Raw genomic sequence first — 15,622 nt, forward strand, 5'->3', positions numbered from 1 at the left:
GTAAGATAGAATTGCAACTTTTCACAAGATGGATTGTGAAAATAGCTTGGTGTCTATTGTAAGAAATATTATTGAAGTTAAAATGGGTCGGATAAAATTAATTTAAACTGACATTATGTTTCTTGATAAAAAAGAATTAATGTAAAGTTAAAAAATATTTAAAATTTAGGATTATATGATGGATAGAACAGATTGTCAGATAAAAATAATTGAAAGTTTTTGTGAAGATAAATTTGAAAAATTAAACCAACAAAAACCTTTTTTTCATACTTTTTTGGCGCAGAATTTAGAGATTTATATAAATAAGGAAGATGAAAAATATACCAAAGGCACATTAAGAGTGTATAAAATATTTAATATTATTTTTATATGTATAAAAGATTTTGTGTTTGTTTCTAGTCAGTATTGTAAATTTCGTAAAGATGTAATAGAATATAAGGCTATATGCACAGACGAAAAAAATATAACAGATGAAGAAATATCGCAGAATTTAAGGGGTAGTTTTACTTTAAAAATTAACGAACATAATTGTTATGATAATCCAGATGCTAAAGTTATATTTTCAGAAAAAGGTTTTTTATTTCAAGGTAAAATCGGCTCTTATGAAAGCAAATTTCAAGATGTTTTAAGTATGTTTATACTTTCTTTGGCTTATCGTGAAAAAATAGAGTATTATTTAAATTTAACTTCCAGTATTATAGATGGAGAAAAATATAATAATATCATTGATATAAAAAAAGATTTTTATTGCTTTAATCTAAAGTATTTTTTCAGTAATCCTATACATTATAATTATCAGCAAAAACACGCGATATGGATGATTATCTTCGAGTATTATAGTATTTTGAAAAAACATCAAGAAGTTAAAATTCAAATAGAAAATCTTGTAGATATTTTATATATAGAACAAAAACAACGCGAGGAAAAGATTGAAAAAATTAAAGAAAATAAAAGAAAAAAAATCGAATTTATTTTTTTATTGATTGGTTTTTTAATTACTCTAACTTCTTTAATTAGTGCCTATAAAGATGCTGTGGAGTTATTTAAATAAAAATTCTTTAAGTGTTTCTTGCGCTTTTTTATGCTGTTTATTTTAGAAAAATATTAATATAAGGTTTTAGGGTTATGTGTTTAATCGTCTAAAAAAACTAATAAAATATAGCGAGTGATTTTATCCCAAAAATTTAGGGAAATTTTTAAAATATTCAATGGTGCTGTATAGCGGATATACACTAGGAGCGTAGTATTCTTCAAGCTTTATTTTAATAACTTCGAAATTTTTATTGAAAGTATTAAGCTCAGGGTATTTTTCCTTGACAAGTTCAACTCCGCTTTGAATGTCCTTTTGTGCTTCAGTGATGGCGGTATAAATATTTTGTATATTTGTGAAAGTTGTACTGATTTGGGTATTTATTCTTTCTATTTCACTTCTTTTGTTTTTAACAAAATCAGCGTTATTTTGTGTTAGCTCACTATTTTCTACAACCAAATTTTTAAGTTCTAAAGTTTGGTTATAAAGCCTATTGATTTGTTCTTTTAAGCCTACGACTTCTTCTATTCTTGTATTATCCAAAGCAGTCGCAACATCTGCAATTCTTGCTAAAACTTGATTTATAATTTCAAGTTTTTCCCTGCCTGTTTTTAACTCATTTAAACTTGTTCCCATTTTTAACCTTCGTAATAATCACTATCTTTAATTCTCTTTTCGCAAAAGAAAAGTAAATCATCCATAGCCAAAAGCCATTTTTTATCATCTAAATAAGCGATAAAATCAGCACTATTTATACTTTGCAAATAATCCCTATAAGTTAAAACTCTATTAAAATTTTTTTGTGAAATTAGGGTTACAGCCATATTCTTTCATCATCAAGCTCCTTGCCATCATTGGCTATATACTGATTGATTGTCTTGTCGCATAATGCTAAAAAAGTCTTTTTCTTCACATCTTGTTATCAAAAAACAAACATAATTAATCACAGCAAAACTAAGTGTTTCGTCTATCATTAGATGTTCTTCTTCATTATCAAAATCAGGTTCATCAGGAATAATCAAAAAATGATTATTTCTAACTTGCCTAAAAACTCTTTCGCCTTGCTCTATATTTTTTAAAAGAACACTAGGCACACATTTTGATAAAATATAATAAAAGCTTTCCATAAAATAAGCTTTTAAAACTTCATCATCTTCTATCATTTTGTAAGAATTTTTAACCTTAGCGATGACGAGTTTTTTAGCCGTAGTGCAGAGCATTATGTTCCTTTTGCTGCTTTTAAAATTTGTTTTGTTTTGATATTTGTGCCACTTGCCAAACCTACACCTATGGCAAAAGCATCAGCATTTCTTACTTCTAAAGTGCTTTGTGTGTAAAATCTTTTTGCTTTTGCGGTTATATCTGTTGGGACATCTTCTATGATGGTAGGAATATAAAGTCCATGCTTCATATACTGAAAATCCCCAGCAATTAAAACATCTCCTAAGCCGTATTTAGCACTTAATAATCTATGCAAATGAAAATTTACGGTTCCAAAATCTGTTTCAAGGCTAACCACTTGCCCAACAAGTTTTGTTTCATTCCCTAAAATTCTTGTAGCAAATTGATTAATCGCTCCTTTTAAATCCGCTCCTAAAAACACATCTTTAGGTGTAACTCCGCTATTCCAAATGGTTTGCAAAATTTGATTGAGTTTATCTTCTGTGAGTTCTGTTGCTGTTCCGCTCCAATCTTTTGCGTCATCAAAAGCTAGGATATTGCCACGTTTGCCATCTACAAAGGCGTCTTTTTCTTTAGCGATATAATGAAAAAGTCCCGCCATTTCCCCGCTTGTGTTTTCTTGTGCTTGGATATAATCTTTAAAAACAGACTTTTTGACATCCGTATCACGTCCCAAACCAAACAAAGCATATTCCATATCCATTTTATGTTCTTTGGTTTTTTTACCGATTTGATACTCCATTTCATTGCCACCATATTGATTAGCCTTAATCAAAGCCTTTGATACCATAGCTTCAGTGATAAAGATTTGTGTAGCATTCGTGGTTTTTTGAGTGGTATTTCTTGTCTCACCTACAAATTTACTCAGCTCTAAATTTGCATTCTTTTTTGGCTCTTCAAAAGTGTCAGTAAGCCAACTATGAGTTAAAGGATTTGTAACCTTTGTAGTGCCTATTTTATTTAAAATCGGTGTTTCGGTGGCTCCAATTTTAATAATCGTTTCGTATATTGATTGTTTTAACTTGACATTTTCTGTTGCGGGGGCGGTATGCCCCATTGATGGTAAAGCCATTTTGAATTCTCCTTAGTTTAGTTTTAAGGATTTTTCCAAAAATGACTATTTCAAAAATAGTGTGTTTTGAAATGAAATTTAAATTCTTAAGTATTTTTTATATATAATTTTATAGTTTTAAGGATGTCTCTTTGAAGACTTTGTAAAAAGTTTGAAAGGAGATTAAGAATGATAGAAGTAATCGCTTTTATGATAATTTTAGTCGTTCTTATCTTAGTCATAAAAAACTAAGATAAAAACTAATCTTTAAAAAACACAGCAATATTTTAAAGAAACCCTGCTTAGTTTGTCCTTAAAACACCAAAAAGTCTTCAAAAAAAGCAGGGTGAAGACTTCAAAGATTTATACTTTTATAAAGTTCTAAACATTCTAAGAAATCATTTTGCATTCTTAAGAGTAGTTTATTTTCTTTGCTTTTATCATCTTTTAAATCTTTTAACATTTTTTCTAGCTTTAAAGCATAATTTTTAAAAGTTTTAAAATCAAAGGCATATAAACCATTTTTAGCCAATATACAATTTAATTTATCTTTAAAATTGTCTTTGCTTTGCTCCAAATCATACTTTAAAGCTTTAATCTCATTTTCATACTTTTGCTTTTGCTGTGCTAATTGAGATTTATAACCTAAGCTTTGATGAAAAGCTAGTTTTTGCATTTTTTCAGCTTCAAGGTTTTTAAGTCTCTTTTCCATTTCATTAAAAGCCTTGATAAATTCAATTTTGAATTTATAAGCCTTTTCGCCTGTAAAACCCATAACAAGCAAAGAAAAACCATCACGGGTTAGGTTGTAGCAGGGTCTTATTTCGCCTTTTCCGTCTTTATATTTAACCGCCTTAAAATTAAGGGCGTTAAACTCATCTTGCGGTAAAGCTTTTATTTGTGATATAATATTATCGTGGCGTTTCTCAAAAACCGCCGCGATGTCTAATGAAGTGGTGTAGGTTTGGTCGCCAACCACTTCAAAACCCACATTCTGTCCATTTATAACAGCTAATTTTTCCATTTTTTTCTTTATTGTTTTGATTACAAATTAACCAATTTAATTAATTTGTAATATAATTATATATTATTTAAATTATATAGTCAATATTTTTATAATTATTTTAGTTATTTTTTTATATAATAATAATTAAACTGATTTATACTAAGGTTATTTTATGGAAAATATAGAATTTGAGAAAAAACTACAAGAGTTAGAACTCAATAAAAAAGATTTTGTAAAAATTATAGGAATGCCATATCAAACATTAATGAATTGGAAATCCAAAGGTGAAACGCCAACATGGGTTGATACTTGGCTTGGGAAATATGAAGAAGAAAAAACATTTTCTAATGTAAAAGGCAAAATAACTATAAATAAAACAACGATGGAAAATACAAGAGAACTTTTAAAACAAAAATATTTAATGTTAAATTTAAGAAAACCTCAAGATTGTTTAAAGCTAAGTTATCAATATCATCAAGTAAAAGTTAATACTTATTTTGATTATTACGAAAATACTTTTAATTTATTTCTTGTGTTAAATTATGAAAAATCTTATTATTTTACACCACTTAATATTGATAATCTAATAGTAAAAAATCCATATTTAAATGATGTTCCAAAAGAAATATTAGGACAAATATTAGATAATGGCAGTCTAAAAGATTTTTATGACAATATGAGAGAACATATGATACATGATGATGTTCAAAAAAGCAATTATGAGGATTATGAATTTAAAAATGGTTTAAAGTCTAATAAAAATAATGATAAAAATCCATTTTTATCTCATTTAAGAAAAATGCCCATGTCAGAAAACCATTTAAACTTCTTAAATGTTCAATTTAATATTTCAAAATATATTTTGCAAAGAATAAGAGCAAAAGGATATACTATAGTAACTACTGCAAATTTTTCAGAAAGAAAATCTCTTACTTTGATTTTAAATGAAAGTAGTATAAAGCTTTAGTTTTTTCTAATTTTTTAGAAAAAGTCTATTATATCACATTTGGCCAATTCTAAAGTTGTTATATTCATATTAATTTAACTATGAAAAAAGCTTAGCTTTAGATGAGCTATTAAATATAATAGAAAAATATAAAAAAATACATAATTAAGGGGCAAAACCCTTAATTTTTATTTATCTTCGTTCCTTTCTTTTAATTTAATAAGATTTTTTAGCGTATGAGTGCCTATTTTTCCTGCTATTTTTTTGTCTGCAATCTTATCTGTTCTTTGCTTTCTAGCTATAACTTGTTTTATTTTCTCAATTCTTTCTTCACTAGCCTTTTTATCCTTTTGTATTTTCTCATCTAGTCTTTGTTTTACGCTTTTCTTATTCTTGTTTGCTATTTCCTTAGCCTTGATATTCTCTTTTATATCATCTATTAAGTTTTTTTTAGGCTTAGCTTGGGTAGAATTAGGATTATTTAGGGAATGTGCATTTGCACCAGCCTTCTGTCCGTGCTGATAATCATCAGCGACACGGAGTGTGGGAGTAGGCGACCCCACCCCTAAATGTTTCTTATTTCTATCGTTTAGCCTATCAATTTCTTTTTCTTTATTGCTAGATATACTAAGATGTCCAACTTTACCTATATTTTCACCTTGATTGACTATACCCATTTTACCTAATTTACCATTTTTCAAATCCTTAGCAACCAAAGAAATATCTAATTTATTGTTTGCATAGTATCTATTAGGATTATTTGCTATTTCTTTAATCACTCTTGCTACACTTCCATTTGTTTTAAACATTTCAGGGTGTTTTTCTTGTAGTCTATGTAAGTTAGCTTTTAATTCATTTATATTTAAATTTAAATTCTTTTTCACATTATCATTTAAGCTAAACTCTACATTATAATTATTTTGTTTAGGCTTAGTTTGATACATCACAAAGCCATTCCCTTGCACTAAATCCTTAACCTTAGCATTAAATTCTTTTCTAGCTTCTCGTGCTTCTTCTTTAAGTGCCTTATCTTTAATGCTTTCTATAAATTCTTTAGCCGATATATCAAAATCTTTAAGCGTGTTGATATTGCTAAATCCCCTTCGCATTTGTATCCTTGTCCCAGCTCTTTTACCAACTTCCCATAATCTCATAAAATAAAAGGCTATATAATCAGTAAAATTATTAACAAGCATTGTTTTGGCTCTTTCCATAAGATTAGTGCTTATCCCGTGTCCTAATTCTTTTGCTTTTGAGTTTAAAATCCCATCGATTATAGTCTCAAAATGAGAACGCATATTGCCTATGGATTTTAACACTTCCATTTGCTCTTGTCCTGCTTTGCTTTTTGGTTTGTAGTTTTCTAAACTCTTCATCAGTGCTTTATAATTGGTTACAAATTTAGGGCTATTCTCATCGCCTAAGTTGATTTTATGTTTGTCTAATGCCCTTGCGATGATTTGATTGTCTAGGGTTTTTACTTCACTATCATTAAGTCCTTTTGTTATAGCTTCATAATTCTTTTTTGAATTCGTTTCATTAAGTATCTTATTTATATCCTTTGATATATCTTTTTCACTTCCTTTTAATTTTTCGCCTAATTTGCTTTTATCATACGCTTTAAAATCCGCATAATCTTTTCTTATTTTGCCTAAAATATTTCTTGCTTCTTGTGGATTGGTAGCATTTTTTACCATACTATCCAATAGATTTTGTTTTAAGTTTTCTAAAAAACTATTAAAATCATAATTTTTATTTGTTTTTATTTCTTCACTAAGCTCTTTAATGCGTGTATTAAGCTTTGTAGCACTCATAGGAGCATTGCTATTTAATTCTTTGAAAAAGTCTTTTAAAGCTTTAGGTATGTTTTGTCCAAAAAAATCAGCATTTTGGATTAAATCATTTAAGCCTTTTTTATCTATTTTTATTCCATTTGGATTAAGTTTATCTAGCTCATCAAGTCCTTTCCCGAATTCATCATAAGCTCTTTTTGCTCTAGCTTCTCTTAGTTTATAAAGTTCATCGGCCTTAAAACCATCATTAAGTTTCAATTCTTTAAGCAGGGTTTCATCTTGCTTGGATAAAGAGTTTGCTACTTTATTGGCTATTTTAGGGTCATTTGCCAAAACACTTCTTGCCATATTGGCTAAGTCATTGTTGTTAAAAGCAAGATTGATTAAATCTTGTTGATTGAGTGCTGCTTCTTTTGAGCCTATGTTTTTACTCATACTATTTAGCGAATGAGCTATGCTATCTGCTGTATTTTTTACAAAACCATTTTTTGCAGTATTTGAAAAATCTCTTATTTTACTTGCTACTCCATCAACTAAAGCGTGTCCTTGATTGACTTCTAAGGGCGTAGTCCTTGCATTTTGCAACATAGCATTATAGTCCCCATTTGCACTTTCTATGAGTTCTCTTGCATAAGCTTTTGAAGTTTCACTTCCTTGTGAAGCCAAATCGTTTAAAGCACTAGGGCTTATTTTTCTAAATTTATCCCCTATATTTTCTTTCAAATGACTTCCATTTACAGCCATACCATCTATCATATCTCTACCAGCCCTTGCTCCTGTTTTTGCCATATTATAGGTATTTTTTAAAGCCCTTGCTCCTTTAGCAATTCCAGTAAAAGCCGCATCGCCTATTAAAGAAAGTCCCGCATTTTCCCCCATAAGCATAAGAGCTTCTTTTAAATTTACATCTTGATTTGTATCTTTTGTATTTCCATAGTAATCATATCCAGCACCCAAAGAAGCACCTAATGCACCCCCAGCGACCATACCAGCTCCACCGCCTAGCATTGTGCCACCAATTGCACCTGCTGTTCCTAGAGCTATACTAGCACCATTATCTCTTAATCCACGATATAAATTACCCATTGTGCTACCTTGCACTTTGGAATAATTTCCGTTATTATCTTGCACCCAATAAGAGCCATCATCATCTTGTATTAATCTTCCACGCCCTGATTTTTGTAAATCATCGCCCAAATCTCTCATAAATTGATTGCTTTTTATTGCCACTTCGTTATCATCAGCAAAAATAGGTTTAGAAGCATTAAATTTAGACTGCTTATCTAAAATATAATCACTCAAATCATCAGCGTTCATAGATGGATTTTTATTATAATCATATAAATCCCTTTTATACTCACTAATATAACCCATAGGATTTGTTAAATTTTGGTCTTTTATGTTATATTTTTGATACTCTTTAGCATATTTGTCTTTATTTTTGTAAAAATCATTTATTGCTTCATTTTTTAAATTGGCTAAATACTCATTTGTGTCTTGATTTTCACTTTGACTTGCTCCATCTTGTAAAAAGGAAATAATGTTATTTTCTTGCGGTTTTTCTAATAAAAATTCTCTTATATTCATTGTATTAATCCTTGTTTTCTTAATTCTTCTATGCTTACTTGCATTTTCCTACCTGCTTGATTGACCAATATTACATTACCATTAGCATCAGGCTCTGATATTTGAGCATTAATTCCATTAAAACTAATGTTATATAATTTTGGAGTATTTTGATTTTGCACTGCTAATATATTTTTACCCAAATCATTTTGCATATTTTGACTAGTTGCCAAATTGTCTATAACTACTGCATTTTTACTAGGTTTAGATATTTTCTCATCCCAGTAAAAAGCCCTTACTTTTGGGGCATACCTATTGTAATAATCCATATTTTTTTGATATTCTTCTATGGCAGTTTGTTTTTCAATGTTTGTTTTAGCATTCCCTAATTTTTCTACTAATTCCATTTTAAAAGAATTTGGAGCTTCGGCTAACCATTCTCCTGCTAATGCTTGTGCTACTCTTTGATTATTTGCTTCTAAAATATAACCATTAATAGGAAAATTTGCCTGTATATTTTCCAAATTCCATTTAGCATTTTTTCCACCCCTTAATAAATCACTTTGCATTCTTTTTAAAAGCAAATCACTAGCTTCATTTAAATCCGTGCTTTGACTTCCCCAACCACCAAAACCACGCTCTAATACTCCATTCCAAAATCCGTGCGTAGTATCGTAAGTTTTGCCTTGATTACTTGCTAAATCCAAAAACTGAGCGTCGGCCTTATATTTTATATCGTTTAAGATATTTTTATTCCCTAGACTGCTTAATTCTTGTTTATTATCAAGCACCCCATTTAACAAATCCTGCTCTTTTTGTTTCGCATTTATCTCATTTTGTAATTTTTGAAGCTCTAATAATCCTTTATGGTAATTTAAATCCTTATAAGCCTTATTAGCATTTATTTCTTGCTCTCTTAAAGCATTTTGCGCAGCGTATTGTCTAGCTTTTTGATTATAATTCATTTGCCATTGCAAATCTGCTATATTGGCTCTTTTCTTTTGATAGTCAAAATTTCTCTCATTTTGTAACAATTGATTATTCTGTATAGCCTGATTAAATTCCATTTGTTGCTTTTTAAAATCTTGTTCTTGTTGCCACTGGCTCGCTTTTACTTTGTCATCATAATTTTTACTCATCACATCGTATAAAACACCGCCAACTTTTCCTGCGTTTTGTATAACGCCTGTATCAGGATTAAATACTACTCTTTGTGGGTTATAAAATGCCATTTTGTTTCCTTTATTCTTTCTTTTAAATAAAGGATTTAAGGAAGTTTATGTGTAATTTTAAAAGGGTGCAACGCCAAAGGGTCGCCACCTTTTAGCGTTAATTTACCGCCCAGTTGGGAGATGATTAAATTGCTAAATCAAATAATACTTATAATTATACTACTTTGTATAATTATAGTCAAGGCTTCTTAGCCTTGCCCCTTTTTTCAAGGGGAGCTATAATTTCCCTTTGGCTTCCTTAAATCCAACTTTATTTAATTACTCCAAACATTTTGAAGTTTATTTTCCATATTTTTTCTTCTGTTTAATTCTTCATTAGCTAAAAACTTATTAAAGTTATAAGCATCTTTTTGTAGCTCATAATTCTTTTGTGCCATCTTTTGCTGATTATAAGCACCATATAAAGCACCAGCACCGCCTAAAACATTTCCTAATCTATCAAAATTAGTTATTTTATTTGCGTCGCTACCCTTAAAGAGCCAGTCTGTAAATTTCCCTGCGGAATTTTTAATCCCGCTTAAAAACCCCCCGCTATTACTTGCTAGATTTGGAGTAAAATTGCTTGTTTTCATCAAATTATCTGCAAAAGTTGAACCCAAACCTACATTAGTCAAACCCCCACCACCTTTTAATGCTGTTAAAAAATCCATTATTTCTCCTTTACACTAAACTTAATAATTCTTTTCCAAGATCTATTTCGCTGACTTCGCCTTTTTTTAACCTATCATTAAAATCACTAGATTTGATATTACTGTTCGTGTTTGATAAATCTTCTGCTTTTTTAGCATTATTTGATTTTCCAACCAAATTAAGCAAGGTTTTCCAGCTGTCAATATTACCTTCGCCTAAGCCACTTAACTTTGTAGCAAGTTCTGCCATAGCCTTTAAATCCGCATCAGGATAAGCTTTTCTTAACTCGCTTTCTACTTGTGCGTATTTGGCGATTAATGCGTCTTGCTCTTCTTTATCTTTTTGCTTCTTATCAAGCTCTTCAAGTCTTTTTAGCTTTTCATCAAGCCCGTCAAGCCCTAATTCTTTTAAATACTGCTTTCTTTGTAGGTCTTGTTCGCTTGGTTCTTTTTTTGGATTTTTTAAAGCTTCAAGCTCACTCATTAAAGCATTTAATTTGTTATCATTTTCACTTTTATAAGTTTCAAACATTGCTTTATAATCAGGTTCATTTTCTACTACTTGAGTAGGCTCTTGATTTATTTCTTGTGTAGGTTCTTCGCTATTAGCAACTTCTCCTGTATCACCTTCATCTGTTATTGCATTCATTAAATCTTTTAAAGCTTCATTTTCCATCTTCTTCATCCTTTATTTTATTGATTATTGTGTCTAAAAAAGCCATAGTATCTAAGGCTTTTAACCTTGCTTCTTTTTCATCATTGTTTTTAGCTATATAAAAACTTTCGCTATATTTTGCTTTTATAAAATCTATTAATTTCTTTCCTCCTTTAGTTTTGGATATATCACTCTTAATTTCAATATTCAGCAATGTTTTCTCCTTGCATTTGTGGATTAATCTCCCCATTATTTTCAAAAGCAAACAAGCTATTTACATTTTTTACACCCAGTATTGGCAATAATTCTTTAGTAAGTTCTTTACTAGCATTGACAATCCCATAAGCAGAATTTGCATCGCCTATACTCATATACATTTGATAAAGCTGTGAAAACACTTGCATACTTGCTTGAATTCCTGCACGTCTAACTTCTTTATTCATAGCACCTGTGCCAGTTTGAATTTTAAATCTAAAACTTGGAACATCTTCTCTTTGAAAACCATTGAAAAAACTATCTTCCCCGTATTTAAAAACAAGCATAGCAAATCTGTCAAATAAAGGTTCTATAAAAGTTTCGTTATATTGTCTTATATAATCAGCACTTCTTCTTCCGCCTTCTTGTGCTTTTATGCTAATTTCTGTTGCGGTTTCATTTTGTGCGGTTTGCGCTCCATTATTTTGCGGACTAACTCCTGTTACTTCTGTGAGTTCGCTTTCTAGTAATTGTAAATTCATTCCCGCACTATTTACATTTGGCTGTGGTAAAATTTGCACAGCTTTAGGGTCATCGCTATGTATGGGTTTGCCTAAAGTTTCTACATCTTCTCTGCTTATACCCATAGATTTAGGAATGATGATTTTAGGATTAATGTGGCTTCTAACAGCGTCGATTAAAAGATTTCTTGTGATATTAATCTCATCTTGTAAGGGCATAGCCGAAGCCATTATAGGCTCACCATAAGCACTTACATAGTCTTCATTGTCTATTTTCTTAAGTTGTGGAAGCATAGACCCCCAAACAAAAGGTTGTCCATCTTGTAAAGGCACTTCATTTCTTAGTAAATTATTTTCAAAAAGCGTCGAAACAACCCATTTATCATCATTTTTTCTTTCATAAATATCATAAAGCTTAACTTTTTTATACTCATCATCTTCATCAAAAAGCTTTTGGATTTCAATTTTTTTATAAAACCCTAATTTCTGTCTCTCATAGATTTGATTGTAGGTTAGATAAATTTCATTGACTATATAACCTACATCTTCACTATTTAACGCATTTGGGTCAAAATAAATACTATCAATATCCACTCTTTCAATGCGTGGCATTCCCTTATGCCAAGTAACCTTAGCTATACTTGTTCCTACAAGTAAAACATCTAAAAAAAGTGGTTGAAAAATCTTAAACATATTTATTTTTCCACTATAAAAATCAATAGCGTTTTGCCATAGTTCTATAATCATATCATCGCTATTAATGTAAGTTTCAATATCTGCCATTCTCTCGCTATTAAAATACACATCATTTAAACTTGTGATTAAATACTTCACTTTCGAATTAATTTTAGGGATATAAATGCTTGATTTATTTCTTTTTCTTAATTTTTGCATTGCTTTATTTTCAAGCAAATAAGCATCTTGCAATTCTTTAAAATGTGCTTTGTAATTCTCATATCCACTTTTACTTTCTCTAATTAATTGTGTCAAAAAAGCCACTCTTTCATCATTAGTTCTTTTTGTTTTCATTCATAATTCTCCATATTGTTGTTTTGCTTAAATTGGTTATTTTTAAAATATCTTTTTCATTCACTCCTTTATCGAATAAAAACTCCGCAAATTCTCTTTTAAATTTCTTTTTAGAGATATTGTTAAATCCAGAAACAAGCTCTAAAAACTCATTAGCCAAGCTTGACTTTATTGCATCATCACTTAAGCTTGAAAGTTTTTTAATCTTGTTTGCATCAATTGCTTCATAAATCATAAAAAATTCACCAGCCATCATAGCTCCAGTCTTCGCCTGCGTCGCTTCTAGTATGCAGTCTCTCAAAAAAGGTCAAGGCTAAAGCGTCGCTTACATCAGGACTTTTGCCATAATTCTTTTTTAAATACTCTTTTGAAACTATCTTTAAAAGCCCTTTATCGCTATACTCATACTCAATCATCCGCATATCTTTTTTTAGCTCTTCATCTCTAACAAGCTCCATATGCTTTAAATTTTTAGCAAAAGTAAAATACATCTGTGCTCTTTTGTTTAAGTATTCATTACTTGTGGCAGAATTTGCAGAATTAGCTTCAAACACAGGCAAACCATAATTTTGCAAAACATCATACACCCCGACCCCAAGTCCGCAAGTATCTACAAAAATACCCTTTGGCTTTTCTTCGCTTTGATTGTATTCAGCCAGTATTTTATTTGCAAGTTCCATAGTCCCAAGTTGTGAGTATTTTTTAATCTCATCAACTACAAATCCTTTTCTTTTTGCCAATACGCTTTTATCATCCCCAAACCTTGCTACATCAAGCCCCCAAACATTTTCCCCTTCCATTTTTTCAATACTAAAAGAGTTTTTACTCATCGCATTTTCAATTTCACTTAGAGAAAAAAGCTCCGCACCCCCGCTATCGATAAATTCCCCGTAAATCTCCTGCTTTACCACTTGAGTATCTTCCCCGCCGACTTCATCGATAAGCTCTTTGATTTGTTCTTGCTTTAAAAAAGGATTATCATAACTTGAGAATTGAAAATGCTTCCAATTCTTATCGCTTAATTCTTTTTTGCAAAGCTCATAAAATAGATTTTTTCCTTTAGGAACTCCACCGATAATCGCTCTTGATTTAGGATTATCAAGCAGCATAGGTCTTATAGCGTTATACCAAAGATACTCCCCTTTGCTTCCTTTTAAAATAATCCCTGCTTCATTTAAAATCACAAGGTCATAGCCAAAACCTTCGATATTTTCACTTCTTTCAGCACTTCGCATATGAAGAATAGTCCCATTAATGATTAATTTCTTATCTTGCACACTCCAAGAATAAAAATCTTTAGGCAAGTTTTTAAGCTCAGGTGTAAAATATAATTCATAGTAGTTTTGTAAGTTTGCTTGTATAGTATCCACCCATAAAACATTTTGCCCCATAAGCAAATTTTCGATAACAAACTTAGCACAACCCCTTGTAAAACCTAGCCTTCTTCCCTTAGCCACGGTTATAAAGCGTGGATTTTTATCATCAAAAACTTTAAGTTGTGCGTTAGTGTAAGAAAAGTCAAGTTTTAATTGCATTTGATTTCACTTCTTATGATTTCGATTTTTTGCGTGTTATCACTAACTATTTTTTGCTCCTTACTCAAAACCTTCCCCTTTTTACCATATGCTTTTTTCTCTTTAACCGCAAAAAGACCCCGCCAACCACTGCTTATGCTATTATCCAAGCTTTGCTCTGCTTTATCCCTAAAAGAAATAAGCTGATTAAGATTGTGATTAAAAGTCGTCATCGTCGGTTCTTTTTCCTTCTCAAGCTTATAATCCACCCATAAAATCCAGCTTTCCAAACTAAAATTACTGATATTTCTAGTCTTATAAGCTTCAATAGCCTTAAATCTTAGTTGTTCTTTCTTGCTTGTTTTAGCCATTTGTTTAAAATCCTTTTCGTCAAATTTTGTGAAACTCACCACAAAAGATGCATTTGCGTTAGCAACGCTTTCTTTCTTTTCTTGTTTATTTTCTAAATTTATAAATTCTTTATTTATATTATTTATAAATTTATTATTATTTATATTATTTATAAATTCTTTATCGTGTGCGTGCGTGCGTGTTTCTATATATAGGGAATTTTCATTTTTTCGTTTTCAGTAGTTAATTTTCTGTCGATTGATGAAGCGTTATTTTTAAGAGTTTTGCTTAGCTTTTCATCGCTGCTTTTAAGTAAAGTTAAAGCTTGATTAAAATGTCTTTTAATGTTTTCGTTTTCATCTTTTAAAATCCACTCATAAAAATTTAAAGAACCCTTTCTAACTTTTTTAATTTCCAAAAGTCCAAGTTCGATTAATTTTTTTTAGCAATTCTTAGTCGATTTAAACTAATTCTTTGATTGTCTTTAACCTTGATGAACTCTCTTAAGTATATCTCACTTACAATCGTTTTTTCACTCAGTTTAGCCAGTTGAATATACAAGGTCAAAGCATCAACACTAAGTCCCCCATAGGCTATAGTATTTGATAGTCTTAAATAGCCTTTTCTTTCCCTTAAGCTTTTACGCTCTCTAGCCACTTCAAAACTTGCTTTAAATTTTGGTATCACACACACTCCTTTATGTTATAATTCAAATTAAAAAGGCTTTTTATGTTCCATTCTTTTTTAGCCCAAATGTTAAAAACAGCCACCTTAGAGAATTTCTTATATTTTTTAATAGGTGTTTTATTTGGTTTAAGTATCCGTCCTTTGTTTTTATATTTAACTAAAAAACAAAAACTAAAAAGAGTTTGTATTAAAGATATGAAGCTAGAAAACGATTTAACAAAAAGGCTGTATCTAA

At 30.2% G+C, this 15,622-nt stretch carries 16 protein-coding genes and 2 pseudogenes; 2 read left to right on the top strand and 16 right to left on the bottom strand.

All coding sequences use genetic code 11. The annotated features are described in order from the left end of the window. The first annotated feature begins 178 nt into the window (after nt 1-178). Nucleotides 179-1,051, top strand: coding sequence for a hypothetical protein (locus tag ACLL8X_RS03380; RefSeq protein WP_411989535.1), 873 nt, complete (start codon nt 179-181; stop codon nt 1,049-1,051). A 120-nt stretch (nt 1,052-1,171) separates the two neighbouring features. Here ACLL8X_RS03380 and ACLL8X_RS03385 read toward each other — a convergent pair whose 3' ends face one another. From ACLL8X_RS03385 to ACLL8X_RS03405, 5 genes and pseudogenes are all read right to left on the bottom strand, one after another. Further along, a complete protein-coding gene (locus ACLL8X_RS03385; RefSeq protein ID WP_411989536.1) occupies nt 1,172-1,666 on the bottom strand; it encodes a hypothetical protein in 495 nt (164 codons plus the stop codon). Between the two features lie 2 nt (nt 1,667-1,668). Continuing rightward, nucleotides 1,669-1,864 (bottom strand): annotated as a pseudogene (locus ACLL8X_RS03390) (hypothetical protein). Beyond that, nucleotides 1,845-2,250: pseudogene (locus ACLL8X_RS03395) on the bottom strand (hypothetical protein). Before ACLL8X_RS03395 ends, ACLL8X_RS03390 begins: the two co-directional pseudogenes overlap by 20 nt. Then, nucleotides 2,250-3,284, bottom strand: a complete 1,035-nt coding sequence (locus ACLL8X_RS03400; protein ID WP_411989537.1) for an SU10 major capsid protein — start codon at nt 3,282-3,284, stop codon at nt 2,250-2,252. Before ACLL8X_RS03400 ends, ACLL8X_RS03395 begins: the two are co-directional and overlap by 1 nt. Nucleotides 3,285-3,618: 334 nt before the next feature. Then, nucleotides 3,619-4,287 (bottom strand): Rha family transcriptional regulator, encoded by a 669-nt coding sequence (locus ACLL8X_RS03405; protein ID WP_411989538.1) that lies wholly within the window; start codon nt 4,285-4,287, stop codon nt 3,619-3,621. Nucleotides 4,288-4,441: 154 nt separating this feature from the next. On the opposite strand from ACLL8X_RS03405, the gene ACLL8X_RS03410 reads away from it, so the two are divergent. Further along, a complete protein-coding gene (locus tag ACLL8X_RS03410) occupies nt 4,442-5,236 on the top strand; it encodes a hypothetical protein (protein ID WP_411989539.1) in 795 nt (264 codons plus the stop codon). A gap of 167 nt (nt 5,237-5,403) precedes the next feature. On the opposite strand, the gene ACLL8X_RS03415 is transcribed toward ACLL8X_RS03410, so the two are convergent. The 11 genes from ACLL8X_RS03415 to ACLL8X_RS03465 form a co-directional block, all read right to left on the bottom strand. After that, a complete protein-coding gene (locus ACLL8X_RS03415) occupies nt 5,404-8,595 on the bottom strand; it encodes a hypothetical protein (protein WP_411989540.1) in 3,192 nt (1,063 codons plus the stop codon). Then, complete coding sequence (locus ACLL8X_RS03420) at nt 8,592-9,806, bottom strand: hypothetical protein (protein ID WP_411989541.1); 1,215 nt, start codon at nt 9,804-9,806, stop codon at nt 8,592-8,594. The genes ACLL8X_RS03415 and ACLL8X_RS03420 overlap by 4 nt, the downstream gene beginning before the upstream one ends. Before the next feature lie 254 nt (nt 9,807-10,060). Further along, the gene (locus tag ACLL8X_RS03425; protein WP_411989542.1) at nt 10,061-10,456 is read right to left on the bottom strand and encodes a hypothetical protein; all 396 of its coding nucleotides are present in this window, start codon (nt 10,454-10,456) and stop codon (nt 10,061-10,063) included. A 10-nt stretch (nt 10,457-10,466) separates the two neighbouring features. Then, nucleotides 10,467-11,111: a hypothetical protein gene (locus ACLL8X_RS03430; protein WP_411989543.1), complete on the bottom strand. Its 645-nt coding sequence runs from the start codon at nt 11,109-11,111 to the stop codon at nt 10,467-10,469. Next, a complete protein-coding gene (locus ACLL8X_RS03435) occupies nt 11,101-11,304 on the bottom strand; it encodes a hypothetical protein (RefSeq protein WP_411989544.1) in 204 nt (67 codons plus the stop codon). Before ACLL8X_RS03435 ends, ACLL8X_RS03430 begins: the two co-directional genes overlap by 11 nt. Then, nucleotides 11,291-12,835 carry a portal protein gene (locus tag ACLL8X_RS03440; protein WP_411989545.1) on the bottom strand — a complete coding sequence of 515 codons (1,545 nt, stop codon included), beginning with the start codon at nt 12,833-12,835 and terminating at the stop codon, nt 11,291-11,293. Before ACLL8X_RS03440 ends, ACLL8X_RS03435 begins: the two co-directional genes overlap by 14 nt. Further along, a complete protein-coding gene (locus tag ACLL8X_RS03445) occupies nt 12,816-13,088 on the bottom strand; it encodes a hypothetical protein (RefSeq protein WP_411989546.1) in 273 nt (90 codons plus the stop codon). Before ACLL8X_RS03445 ends, ACLL8X_RS03440 begins: the two co-directional genes overlap by 20 nt. Then, a complete protein-coding gene (locus tag ACLL8X_RS03450) occupies nt 13,078-14,370 on the bottom strand; it encodes a terminase large subunit domain-containing protein (RefSeq protein WP_411989547.1) in 1,293 nt (430 codons plus the stop codon). The genes ACLL8X_RS03445 and ACLL8X_RS03450 overlap by 11 nt, the downstream gene beginning before the upstream one ends. After that, a complete protein-coding gene (locus ACLL8X_RS03455) occupies nt 14,361-14,720 on the bottom strand; it encodes a hypothetical protein (protein ID WP_411989548.1) in 360 nt (119 codons plus the stop codon). The genes ACLL8X_RS03450 and ACLL8X_RS03455 overlap by 10 nt, the downstream gene beginning before the upstream one ends. 185 nt (nt 14,721-14,905) lie before the next feature. Continuing rightward, nucleotides 14,906-15,118 (bottom strand): hypothetical protein, encoded by a 213-nt coding sequence (locus ACLL8X_RS03460; protein WP_411989549.1) that lies wholly within the window; start codon nt 15,116-15,118, stop codon nt 14,906-14,908. A 14-nt stretch (nt 15,119-15,132) separates the two neighbouring features. After that, nucleotides 15,133-15,387: a hypothetical protein gene (locus ACLL8X_RS03465; protein WP_411989550.1), complete on the bottom strand. Its 255-nt coding sequence runs from the start codon at nt 15,385-15,387 to the stop codon at nt 15,133-15,135. Nucleotides 15,388-15,622 lie beyond the last annotated feature (235 nt).

This window comes from Campylobacter parajejuni, assembly GCF_046764905.1.
Lineage (GTDB): Bacteria > Campylobacterota > Campylobacteria > Campylobacterales > Campylobacteraceae > Campylobacter_D.